This is a genomic window from Myxococcales bacterium (assembly GCA_016716835.1).
GTDB lineage: Bacteria > Myxococcota_A > Polyangia > Haliangiales > Haliangiaceae > JADJUW01.
In genome coordinates, this window is the sequence record JADJUW010000001.1 from 1,514,255 (window position 1) to 1,526,593 (window position 12,339).

General features: G+C 60.3%; 7 protein-coding genes. All 7 read right to left on the reverse strand.

The window, feature by feature from the left end; translation table 11 throughout:
* Window positions 1-3,189: 3,189 nt before the first annotated feature.
* On the reverse strand, window positions 3,190-4,140 hold the full coding sequence (locus tag IPL79_06665; protein ID MBK9070667.1) for a tetratricopeptide repeat protein: 951 nt from the start codon (window positions 4,138-4,140) through the stop codon (window positions 3,190-3,192).
* A 267-nt stretch (window positions 4,141-4,407) separates the two neighbouring features.
* Window positions 4,408-6,561 carry an AgmX/PglI C-terminal domain-containing protein gene (locus IPL79_06670; GenBank protein MBK9070668.1) on the reverse strand — a complete coding sequence of 718 codons (2,154 nt, stop codon included), beginning with the start codon at window positions 6,559-6,561 and terminating at the stop codon, window positions 4,408-4,410.
* 689 nt (window positions 6,562-7,250) lie between these two features.
* Window positions 7,251-7,505, reverse strand: coding sequence for a hypothetical protein (locus tag IPL79_06675; protein MBK9070669.1), 255 nt, complete (start codon window positions 7,503-7,505; stop codon window positions 7,251-7,253).
* Window positions 7,506-7,559: 54 nt separating this feature from the next.
* Complete coding sequence (locus IPL79_06680; GenBank protein MBK9070670.1) at window positions 7,560-8,555, reverse strand: tetratricopeptide repeat protein; 996 nt, start codon at window positions 8,553-8,555, stop codon at window positions 7,560-7,562.
* Window positions 8,534-8,854, reverse strand: coding sequence for a hypothetical protein (locus IPL79_06685; protein ID MBK9070671.1), 321 nt, complete (start codon window positions 8,852-8,854; stop codon window positions 8,534-8,536). The genes IPL79_06680 and IPL79_06685 overlap by 22 nt, the downstream gene beginning before the upstream one ends.
* A gap of 33 nt (window positions 8,855-8,887) precedes the next feature.
* On the reverse strand, window positions 8,888-10,573 hold the full coding sequence (locus IPL79_06690) for a hypothetical protein (GenBank protein ID MBK9070672.1): 1,686 nt from the start codon (window positions 10,571-10,573) through the stop codon (window positions 8,888-8,890).
* Window positions 10,500-12,326 (reverse strand): tetratricopeptide repeat protein, encoded by a 1,827-nt coding sequence (locus IPL79_06695; GenBank protein ID MBK9070673.1) that lies wholly within the window; start codon window positions 12,324-12,326, stop codon window positions 10,500-10,502. The genes IPL79_06690 and IPL79_06695 overlap by 74 nt, the downstream gene beginning before the upstream one ends.
* Window positions 12,327-12,339: the final 13 nt, after the last annotated feature.

The following is a 12,339-nucleotide window of genomic DNA, read 5'->3' on the forward strand; positions in this document are numbered from 1 at the left end:
ATGCGAATCTTCGATCTCCAAGATGGCGCGATTCAGCGCGAGCGCGCGGTCTAAATCGCCCAGCTCTTGCTCGACCAGGCGGGCCAGGGTTTCGAGAATGGGCAGCGTATCGCGGCTGTTACCTTCGCTCTTAAGCGTAGCCTCGTAGGCGTCGGCCAGCTCTGCGTAGGCGCCCGTCTCTTGCGCCAAACGGTCCAGGTGTTGCCATAGGGCGCTATCGCGCGGTGCGTCGCGGTGGGCCTTGAGCCACCACGCCAGGGCGGCGCCCTTGTCGCGCAGCTTATCTTCCGATAGCTCGGCGAGCACGCGCATGCGTTCGGCGCGCGCGAACGCATCGCCGGTTTGCGCGAGCTGGATTTCGAGCACGGACACCAACCGCTTAGGGTCCTTGGCAGCCTCAAAAAGTGGAATCAGCGCCTCGGCGGCGGCGAGGTTTTGCGGATCGAGCTGCAATACCTTTTCAAACGCCCGCAGGGCCCGATCGGGCTTGGCGAGTTCATCGCGATACAGCTCCGCGACGCGCAGGCCAACCGTGACGCGTTGCCCCTCTGGTCCCGCGTCTACCTCGCGCTCAAGCACGGTGCGAACATACTCGTCGAGCTTGCCGCGATCGCGGTAAAGCGCCTCAAGCTCGGTCCAGCGTCCCGCGCCAATATAGAGCTTCTTGAGCGAATCCTGGGCTCGCCGATGATTTTCATCGAGCGCCAGCAGTTTTTGCCAGGCATCAATCGCAAGATCGGCGGCGCGATCGTTGCCCTCGATCTTTTCCATGTAGAGGATGCCTAGGCGCTGATACGCCTCGATCCGCGCTTTTGCGTCGGGCAGCTGATCGGCCTGCCGCTCCAGCACATCGGCGAGCTTGCTCCATTCGCGGTTGCGCTCGTAGATCTTGCCAAGTTCCGTGAGCGCCTCGTCGTTGGCGGCGTCGAACTCGAGCGTTTTTTCCCACCAATATTGGCAGATCTCAGGCTTTTTCACCTTCGTATTTGCCATGCGCGCAACGTCGAGCACGAGCGCCCCACGGCTCGCAAACGGCGCGTTCATGATTTCGTTTTCTTTAAGCTTGATCAGCTTTTCCCACTCGCGGCGCTTCTCGTAGATGCCAAGTAGCTGCTCGATGGCGCTGGCGTTGGCGGGCTCAAGTTCAAGCACTTTCTCGAGCGCGCGAATGGCCTCGGCTTGATTGGAAAACCGCTCCAGCCACAACGTGGCAATCTTGCTGTAGAGCTCGACCTTTTCCCCATCCGAGGGGGCACGCTCCGCGCGCTCGCCGAGCAACTTGACCAGATCTTGCCACCGCTTCTTATTTTCGTAGATCGCAGCTAACTGGTCGTACAGCGCCATCTGCAGCGGATCGTGGCTCAGCGACGTCGCCATCGCCATCATCGCCTGGGTCTCGTTGCCAAGCTTGGTATAGGCCTCGGCGAGTTCTCGCCACACGCGGGCCTTCTCGCTGGCGCCCGGCGCGGCCTTGGCTTCTTCGTCCTTGAGCGCGTCGACGAGCTGCGGCCACATGGCATTCGCGGTTAAATGCGCGGCGTACTGGCGGCGAATCGCCACCGCGCCTGGAAACTTTGAAATCGCATCTTTCCACGCCGACACGCCTTTGTCGGGCGCGCCCGTCGCAGCCACGGCCTTATCAACCAGCGGCTTGGCATCCGCAGGCACGTCAAACGCATCGCCGGCGTCGGAGGCGGGAAGATTTGTCACCGAACCGCTCGCGACGGCCGGAGGCGTCGTGCCAGTGGCGTGCGTTTCAACGCTTGCGGCGGCCGCCGGCGCAACCGCAGCGCGCGCTGGGTCGTCGGCAAAGGCCTTGGCGAGCGCCGAGGCTGGATCGATCGCAACGACGCGCTGAAAATACCGCTCGGCATCGGCAGGCCGATTTGCGCGGCGCCACGCCACGACCCCGGCTTGCTCGGCAATTAAAAGTTGGGCGTCGGTGCCTAGCTTTGGCAACAGCAAATCCGTCAACTCAAGAAAGTCGACATAATCACCAGATTCGTCGGCGAGCTGTCGGAGAAACGCCAGACCACCGACGGCGGTGCCAAGCGGGTTGGTGCCATTGGCACCGGCCAGGCGCAGCGCGAGCGCAAAAAAGCGCGCGCTGATGTCGCGTTGCTTGTAGCGTTGCAGCCATTGCAGCGCGAGGCGTTGCGCGAGGACGGCGCGGTCATGCTCGCCCGTGGCGGCCAGGCGCTTGTGATGCAGCGCCTCGAGCGCCTGCCAGTCTTCGCGACCGGTCAAGATGGTTTCTTGCAGAAAATTGGCCGAGGGCTCGTTGGGCGCAAGCGCCAAGACTTGGTCGAGCAGGGGCATGATGCGGTCGTCGTCTGCGTCTTGCAGCCGCACGATGCGCACCGCGCGCAGCAGCGAACCGGCGGCGGTGTCAGCCTCGCTGGCCGAAGCCTCTCTTACCAAACGCTCGATTTCTTGCGGCGCCTGCGCGGCGTCAACGCTAAGCGCAGCCCACGCATCGGCGACGCGCCGCGCCACCCCTGATGCCGCGGCCGCGCGCTCAAGTTGCACCCGTGCCTTATCAACCGCGCCCGCATCGAGCATGGCCTCGCCGACAAATCCTGCTAGCTCGAGATCATCGGGGCTTTGTTTTAATTCGAGCTCGCCGACCTTGGCGACCATGTCGAGGCGCCCGAGTTCGGCATACAGCTCGCGCGCGCGCCGCAGCGCCTTGCGATTCTCGGGGTGTTGCTTCCACGCCTTTTGATATAGCGCCAACGGTCGCTCGCGCTCGGCGCACACGGCCTCGGCTAGCTGCGCGAGCTCAAACAGCGAGTCCGACTGCTTGGCCTTGTCGTCAAGCGCGTCGAGGTCTCGCTCGATTTGATCAAGCGCCTCATTCCAGTCTTGAGAAGAGCGAAGCTGGTCGCGGAAGGTCATACGGATGTCCATGGCGTATCCTCGTGGTTAACAACGCGGTCGATGCCGAGCCGAAAGCTGCCCATTAATCCAAGGCGGTTGCGACGCTGGATTTGGTCGGCGGTGGTGGGTGTGGCCATCAGGCAAGGCACAGGGCGGATGTTCCGATTAGGCAATAATATTTATAACATGCCAATCGCAGCCACCCGCATTTGCGGGCCCGCAGATCGCCCGGAGAGCCGAGTTTTCCGCGCTATGTAGTCACAGGTGAGACAGGTTCTATGTAACGGCCTATCGAAGCGATTATGGGGGCTATTGAATGCCCTTGCTCATGATCTCGCCGATAAGGCGTTGCGCCACGGACTTCTCGTACATGGCCGATTTGCCCGCAGCCTTCGCGTAGACTTCGAGGTCTTCCTTGGCTTTTTTGTAGTCGGCTTTTTGAAACAGGAGCTGCCCGCGCTGAAAGCGGGCTCGATTGTTGTCTTTACGGTCTTCAATCGCGGCCGTGTAGGCCGCAATGGCGCCCTCGACATCGCCCTTGCGCTGTTTTCCGAGGCCGAGCAGGAAACTTACTTCGCTGCGGTCCAGCGCGTCGTCGACAGCCTTGGCCCCCGCCTCGGCGACCGCGATCGCCTCGTCGACGTAGTCCCATTTAAGGTACAAATTCGCGAGGGTGACGTAGGGCGCGTAATCCGATGGATCCAGCGTAATGGCCGTGGTTGCCAGCTCGGCGGCCTCCTTTTCCTTGCCCTGATACAAATAGGCTCGACTTAAAAAATACGTCGCGTCGACAAGCTTTGGCTCTAGCTTAATCGCGGCCGCCAACTGATCCGTGGCCTTGCCAAAATCGACCTTGCTATAGTCGAGTTCGATTTCGTTTGGCTGTTTGGCAGCGGCACGGGCCTGTGACTCGCGCGCCCCCGCCTCGGCGGCTCGATATAGCGCGATGCCGTATTTCTCGGCATACACGGCGTTGTTCCCGAGCAACTTGGTAGCCTGCGCCAAGGCATCCGCCGACTCTTTAAAGCTGTCTCGCTTTAGGTAGGAGAGACCAAGCCCAAACCACGCCAGGTGGTTTGCCGGGTCAAGGCGCGCGGCCTCTTTGTATTCTTGCGCTGCATTGTCAAAATTGGCGGCCTTAAACGCCTTGGCGCCGCGATTTTGGTGCTCAATGGACTGCTTGGTGCCTGGGCTGCTACAAGCGCCCAAAACAGCAAATGCGCCCAAAAGCGCATAGGTAGCTAATCGTGAAGATTTCATCGCGCCAACGCTACGACAAGTGCCCCGCCCGCTCAAGCCCTCGGCGCGTTACTTACCAACTTCAAATTTGACCCTCCGCCCGCCCCCAAAGGGTGTTAGTTCGTTTAGTGGATAGTTCGGCGCACGCCTTGGTCGCGCTCCCAGCAGCGAGGGATTTTGCGTCCAGTTTGGCGCGCTCCCGCAGCGATGCTGAGGCGCGTACTTTAGGTACGCAACGAAGCTCGCGAGGAAGCACGCCGAAATGGGCGCAAAAGACCCGCTGCGCGATCAGCCGCCTGAAGGGCGGAATTCAAAGGGATACGATTTGACCTGCACACCCCCGCCGCCTTTTGGCTTTGGAAACTCGATGTTCTTGATCACGCCAGCGACGCAACTCGCCACGGCGCCGTCGAGGCCGCTCGCGGTTGAGGTGGTCACGGTGCCAGTCGGGCTAATAAAGAACTGCGCGATCACCGTGCCCTGCAGGGTCGGCTTGGCGAGCAATTGGCGCTCGTAGCAGGAGCGAATTTTTTCTATGTTGCGGCGGATGTAGCGACGAATCGTCGCTGGGTCGAGGTCGCCGCCGACGTCCGGCGTGCCGAGGCGCGGCTCTGGCACCACCGAGGAGCGCGCCCGGCCACCGCCGCGACCGCTACCGGTGCCGTATCCGCTACCTGTGCCCGAGCCGTGGCCAATGCGGCCTTGGTTGCCAAGACCCACCGTGCCCCAGCCCGTGCCGCCGCCGCCCGGGCCAAAGCCCGATTGGCCAAAGCCAAAGCCACCAGCCATTTCGCCAGGCGCGTCGCCGAGCAGGCCACCTTGGATATCGACGTCGTCGAGACCCGAGGTGATATCGCCGGTACCAGTTAAAGAAGCGAATACCGAACCGCCGGTAGACGCGAAGGCCGCGCCGATGGCGCCACCGGAGGCGGCAGACTCTGACGCCTGACGCGCGATGACTTCCTCATCGCTGTTCTTGGCCATCTTAAATTGGCCTTCAGCGCGCGAAGAGTCCTTCTTGCCCATTTTGCCTTCATCGAGCGCCATGCGCGTGCCCGTGCCGCCGGCTTCTTCGTCATCGGCATTTTCTTCCGGTGGCGGCTCTTCTTGCATAGGGTCGTCCTTGGCGTTGTTGCGCGCCGAGGCCAGGCCGCTATCGTCGAGCCCCATGTCGGCGTCGATGCCTTCGCCTGGAGGAGCCACCTGATACAAGATGCCGATGAAGCCAAAGAAGGCGAGAAACGTCACGCCCGCATAGGTGAGAAACGACCCATCGAGCGAGGCCCAAAACGGCACCGGATACTCTTTTGGCTTACCAACGGCGGTGACGATGTACGTGATGTTGCCAAGCTTGGCGCGAATGCGGCCCTTGTCGGGAATCGCCATTTCCGTCGCCCCCGGCTGGCTGCTCGACGGCCTACCCCGCCCTGCGGCTTCGGCGAGTGGCGTGCTTTGGCCGTTAACGACCAACTCGCCATCCATGCCTTGCGCATAGTTAAAGACAAAATCGTTGCCGCTTGGGCCCACGAGTAAAAACTCGTTTCCTGGCGCATGCGTGGTGGAGAATTCCACGCCAGGCGCGCTGCCGATGCGAAAAAACGGCGTGCGACGCTCGCGGCGAATTCGCGCCAGCGCGATGATGCAAAGCGACAGGCCACCGATGAGGCCCGAAAGCGCCACGGCATCGTAGGCGCGGCTCACCATTTTTGGGCGAAACGCGAACTCGGGTCGCTTGAGCACGTTAACCCATTCGTCGTGCTTGGCCGCGTTGTACGAGGCGTTGCGGACGGCGATGACAAACGACACCGTCGACGCGAGCAGGAGCAGCGCGCCGAGGGCAAAGAACCCCTTGGTCGCCGAGGTGACATGGCCGCCTTTGGGCTCCATGAGGTGCTTCACCGAAACGACTGACTGATCGAGCATGGCCGCGACTTCGACAGCCGAGGCACCGGGTTCATCGATATCGCCGGCGTAAGCCGCTGGACCGCCAATGGGTGCGGCCGCATATGGCGCGGCGGCTGGTCGCCCAGGGGCCGGCATGCTGGGGGCCGCAAACGGCGCAGGTGCAGCTTGCTGAGCAAAAGGAGCCGGCGCCGAAGGCACGGGAATCGACGAGGTATGGGACCGGGCCACCTCGCCTACCGCAAAGGCCACTTCGATGCGCGTGCCGCCGATGGTGAGTTGATCGCCCGACTTGATCTTGGCCTTGTTGACCTTTTCGCCATTGACAAAGGTGCCCGTGGCCGACCCAAGGTCGATGATGCTGACGTCGTCGGGGCCGGTGACCTCGATGACGGCGTGCATGCGGCTAACATTGTCGTCATCGAGGCGCAGATGCGACGAAGACAGCTTGCCGATCTTGATCACCGGCAGCGCCAGCTTTTCCTCGCGGAGCAGCTCGGTTCCTTGGAATAAACGAAACGTAAAATTTACACCTGACATGGCAATCCTCGTGTTGCGGCAACTCTACTGCGAATTAAAACGTGGCGCGCTGCCGATCCGCCACGAATGTCCAATAAACGCACGGACTTGGCCTGCATCGACGAAGGCGCTTCGTATCCAATCGCCACAACCGGACAAACCGGTGTAGCAAATCGCCACGCATGAGCCTTAGACTTGAGCATTCCACGGGGTAGGACACCCGCCTTCGCCCCCGGTTCCCAAAATTTTTATATTTATTTTCGCCACGCCCGCGCTGGTCTTGCGAGTCGCGCCCTGCTGAGGCCCGCCCCTGGTCTTGAGGGCTACCCGCGCTCAGCTAGTCGCTAGCCGTTCGTTGGCCTGGCGGCCCATTAAAAATAACCGTCCCACGAGCGCCCAGGTCTTGAGGAATATTGCGCTCAGCGCGGAGCGAGCTGTTTGCTGGGTTGGGATGGAATTCGTCGCACACCCGCCCAGGTCTTGAGGGATATTGCGCTCAGCGCGTCGCACGCCCGCAGGCGGCCTGATGAGTGGACGTCTGTCCATGACGAAAGGCGCCGAGGACGTACGGCGCGATCAGCGCGTCGCTAGCCGTTTGCTGGCTTGGAGGGGAATTCGCCGCACACCCGCAGCGATGCCGAGGCGCAGCCGTCTGGCTGTAACGAGGCTCGCGAGGATGTACGGCGAATTACACCCAAGCCAGCGAACGGCTATAGGTCTTCGGCGGATTTGAGGATTTCGGGGATGAAGTGCTGACGGATCTTGATGAGGCTCGAGTGCTTCATGCCCGAAAGCACGGTGACGTCGGTGCCGTCAGGGCGAAGAATATCGCCTTCGATGGTGTCTTTGGAAAAGTCATACTCTTTGACTTTAGCGGGCTTGGCCGGCTTGGGCTGAGCCGAAGCCGTGCCGCCGGCGAGGCCGAGAAACGAAAGCGCAATGGCGAAGGTGAAAAGAGTCTTCATAGAGTTCTCCTAAGGACTAGAGCGTAGCACCAGACGTCGGCGGGCGAACAAAAATCAGCTGCCGGCCGGCGCGGCGGCCTGAATCTTGATTTGCTCTTCGTAGCTGGCCACCAGTTTTTCGCAGTCGGTCACGTTTTGCTTGGCCTCTTCGCGGTCTTTGGCGTCCTTGAGCTTGGACTGAGCATCCGCAAAAAATTCGCGGGCTTTGCTGAAGTACTCCTTGCCCTTCTTGAGGTCGGTGGCCTCCTTGGCGCCGTAAAAATCTTTGTAGAGCACGCCCAGGTTAAAGGCAGCCTCGCCGCGCGAGCCGTCAATTTCCTTAGCCTTTTTGTAGCTGCTTTCGGCGTCACCGAGTTCGTTAAGGCCGCGCTGCGCGATGCCAAGGCCAATCCACGCATCGTAGTTTTTAGGCTGAAGCTTTACCACTTCGCCCAGCTGCGTCTTAGCGTCGGCATAGCGGCGCGAGCTCACTTGGATAAGGCCCGCGTTGAGGCGCGCCTCAGCGAACTTGCCGTCGAGTTCGACCGCGGCCATAAACGACGTCAGCGCGCCACTGATGAGGTTCTTCTTCATGTAATAGAGGCCGAACGCGTTATGCAAAGGCGCGTAGGCTTTCGAAGCCTTGAGGCCCTCGTCGAGCAAGAGCTTAGCGAGGTCGAGGCGGTTCTTGTTGCCTTCAACGCCTTCCATGTAGACCAAGGCATAGACGGTGTAGGCTTGGATATTGCCGTTATCCACGGCGAGCGCGAGCGAGAGGTGATCGCGAATGGATTTTTCCAGCGTTTTCCACGCCGGGGTGCCGCTCTGCAATTTTTTGAGCTGCGCCAGATCGAGCGTGGCAATATTAATATGCGCGCCAGGCAGGCGGCCGTCGACCGACAGCGCCTTTTCCCACTGCGACCGCGCCTCGGTTAGGTTGCCCTTGGCGTAGGCAACTTCGCCGAGGCCCGAGACCGAGTGCACGTAGGTGCTATCGCGACCGAGCGAGGCGCGAAACGCCTTCTCCGCGTCGCCAAGCATGCCGCAGCTCATGTAGCTGCGGCCTTGCATGTAAAATGCGATTGGCGCGACGTCTTTATGTTCCTTGCCGGCGTCTTCAAATTTACCGGCAGCCGATTTACACGCCGAATCGCCCCAACCGGCTTTTCTTGCGCCGCATAGTACTCGGCAGCCTTGAGATAATCTTCGCGGGCGTTTTTCGAAATGACAGGCCCGACGGGCGGCGCGTCGCCTGGCTTAAGCGGCGCTCCTCCGGCCGATGAACCGTCCGGACCTGACGTTGTCGACTTCTTGGAGCAAGCCGCGGTCATGGCCGCCGCAATGATGGAGAGTGCAATAATTCGTTTCATATCGGTATCCCTATTGGTCTTGGGGTGACGCGGTTAGAGCTTGAGCACGGCGGCTTCGCCGGCCACAACGGGCGCAACATTGCCGGATTCGCTGCGAATCTCCGACGCGGTTGGGTAGTCATTAGGCTTGAGCTGGCCGAGCTCGCGTTCGCAGATGGCCGACCAATTGTTAAAGAAGCCGAGCTCGCGCGACGTTTCGAGACACTTAGCCAGTTCCGTCGTCGCCTCTTCGACAAATTTGGCGTCCGCGGCCATCTTGTCGAGGAAGTCACAATAGGCATAGACCGCGTCTTCGCCGCCCTTGGCGTAGTATGGCGGGATCTGTGCGGTAAAGAGCGCATCCGAGAGTGCGAGCTTAATTTGGGCAATGCGCGCAACCGCCGCGATCGCATTAAATGGGTCGCGTGATTGGACGGCGTCCTTGTAGAGTCCGATCGCCGAAGCCGTTGCCTTTTCGCGCGCGGCCTTCCAGTCTTTGAGTTTCGTAACAGCCTTGGCTTCGCCAGCGGCGTCGCTAAACTCCATGTTTGGAAACTTAATAGCCAGCGACTTTTCGTAGTCGATGTCGGCCAGCGCGATCTTGGCGCGGGCGTAATAAAAACGCGCCGAGGCCTCGTCGCCACCGGTCTTGCCATTGACGCGGTCGTACGCGGCAATCGCCTGCGAATACGCGCTAACCGCGTCCTTCAACTTGCGTGGGTCTCTCGCGACGATATCAATTTGAGCGCCGCCGCTTTCGGTGCAGCGCTGAGGCAAGGCACCCTTCTTCTTCTTTTTCTTTTTGCTAGCGGAAGCCAGCGCGCGCGAGCGCTGGACCTTGGCGCAGGTGCCGTCGACGGTTGGAACCGAGCACGAGTCGTTCCAATAGATGTCGCCAATCTTGCCGTAGGCGATTACGGTTAGGTCCGTGGTGCCCTTGCTGCCCCACTTGCCGATGTACTCGCGCAAGTGCGAGATGACCTTGTCCTTGTTGCCTTGTTTTTCGTAGATGGAGTAGATGCTAAAGAACGCGGAGGCGGCCTCCTTGGGGTTCTTGGCGCCAAAGCGCTTGGCGTAGTCGTTGGTATTTTCGATGGCCTTGCTGTCGTCGCCGATGCCCTTGCGGAAGAAGACGGCGTCGTTGAGCGCGGCTTTGGCGTCGGCCTCACCCGCGTACTTCTGCGCATAGAGTTCGTACTGCTCCGAGGCCTTGTCATACCAGGCGATGGCGGCGTAGTTCTCGCCCATCTTGCGAATGGCTTTTTGCGCCCACTCGGACTTCTTGCCAAGGAAGTCTTTGTGCAGCTGCGAAAACGCGGCGATGGCGAGACCGATGGCTTTGCCCTTTTCATACTGAATACCGGCGTTCCACAGCAGCTTGTCGGCTTCTTTGGCTTCTGGGTCAGCGTCGTAGACGTCGCGAAACAAGTTGCCGCACTCGACGTATTGGTCGAAGTTGCCGCTCTTGTCGGCGGCCAGTTCGCATTTTTTTGCGCGGTCGTTGAGGCCGACGTAGACCATGCGGTCACAGCGCTGCTTGACGTATTCGTCGCGCTCTAGGAACGCCTTGTCCTTGCCGAGTTCGTCGCATAGCGCCGTGCCTTGTGCAAATTCTGCCGCGTCTTCGTAATAGACCAACGAAATGTTGGCGGCGAAGATAGCTGTTTCATGGGCTGCGATGGTCGGTGAGCATCTTCTTAAATAGTGGCAGCGCCTTGTCCCAATGACCAAAGCGGGCATACGTCTCGGCTTGCAGAAACAGGGTCTTGGCCATTTGGCCTGGCTTTGGCTTCTTGACGAACTTGGTGTAGCGCTCGGCCGCGTCAAGGATTTTCTGGTCGGCGGCCGGAATCGCTTCGACCTTGCCGATCTTAAAGCCGGAGTCGCCCCTGGTGGTGGTGCCGCGAGGATCAGCGGTCTTGGAATTGGAATAGCCCTCGATTTGCGCCCAGGCGGCGTCTTCGCATTGGTCGTCGGCGATTTTTGGTTTGCCGGTGGTGCAGCTTGAGGCGAACGAAGCGCCGAAGGCTTCGCCAGCGCGACCCCATAGCTCGGCCTTGAGACGCGCATTTGGCTCCCGCACCGCTCGATCCCACAAGAGGTTGGCGTAGTCGTACTGGGTCATCGGGTAGTCGGCGGCATCTGGAAAGACGTCGAGGTAAACCTTGTAGGTCTTGTCGGCGTATTGCAGCGACTCGGGATTTTTCGTCTTGGTGAATTCGTTGTGCCAGCCGGTCGCCATCTCCAGCGAGAACACCGCGGCGTTGTCGCGGCATTCCTCCTGCTCGGTGGCCGGAAGCAGCTTGTTGCTCTTGGCAAAGCCGTAGAGCTTGACCAGTTTTTCGAGCTCTTCGACTTGTTGGCCGCGATTGCCCTCGGTCAGCATGGCGCGGGTGATGTTGTATTGCCAGACGCAGACCATCGGGTCTTTTGGCGCCATGCCGATGAGTTCGCGAAAGGTGTAGATGGCGCGCTTGCCAGCGCCGTCGGCCATGTAGAGGTCGGCGAGGAGCTTGAGGCCGTCAAAGGCGTAGGCTTTATCCATGCGCTCAAAGGTCTTAAATGCGAGTTCGGTCTTGCCGAACTTGGCGTAGGCAACGACAAAGTCTTTTTTGGCGGCCTTGTGCAGCAGCGCCTTGGATTTGTCGCCGTTGGTTTTCTCGACGACCTCGAGAAACACGGCGCCGGCTTTTTGGTCTTCTTTTTGGTTTAGGAACACCCAGCCGGTTTTGTATTTGGCGTAGGTCCAGACCTTGGACGACTTAAACTCGAGGACCTTCTCGTAGAACTTGCCGGCGTTTTCCATTTCGCCTTGCTCAAAGTAGTAGTCGCCAAAGGCCAAGAATGCCTCGGGCACAAATGGTGAGGTCGGGTACTCCATGATGAGCTTCTGCAAAATCTCGCGGGCGTTATCCATCTTGCCGGCGCCCTTGAGGGTGTCGGCCAGGTAGAACAGCGCGCGGTCCATTTGCTTGAAGTTCTTGTACTTGGGGTTTTTGATCATCGCGGCGAAGACCTTCACCGCGTCGGTCAGATCCTTTTTGTACTGCTCTTTAAACGCCGCGGCCTCCTTGCGGAACTTGGCCTGATCGCTGCCCTTGGCGCCATCGGCCTTGATTTCCATTTCGTTCCAACGCAAGCGGTTGAACGTGGCTAACCTCGAATAGAGTTCGCCGAGCTGAAAAATCAATTCGGGCTTGGAAGGGTCGCCGTCGGGCGTGTCTTTGATCAGCGCGGTGAGCAAGGCCAACTGGTCGCGACGCAGGGTGCCCACCTTATCTTGCGCAGCAAGAATTTGGTCAGCCGTGATGCTCGGGCCGGCCGCCTTGTCGGCGGCTTGCTTGACGACGGGCTTGGCTTTCTTGGTCTCGCGGACCTTTACCTCGACGGTCTGGGTGCGTTCAGTCTTGGTCGTCGGCTGCGCGACCGCGCTGGCCATGGTTACCCACGTGGCAGCAGAGGCAACGGCGATGCGGAATTGGTTGAGTTTCATGTAATCCTCAGAT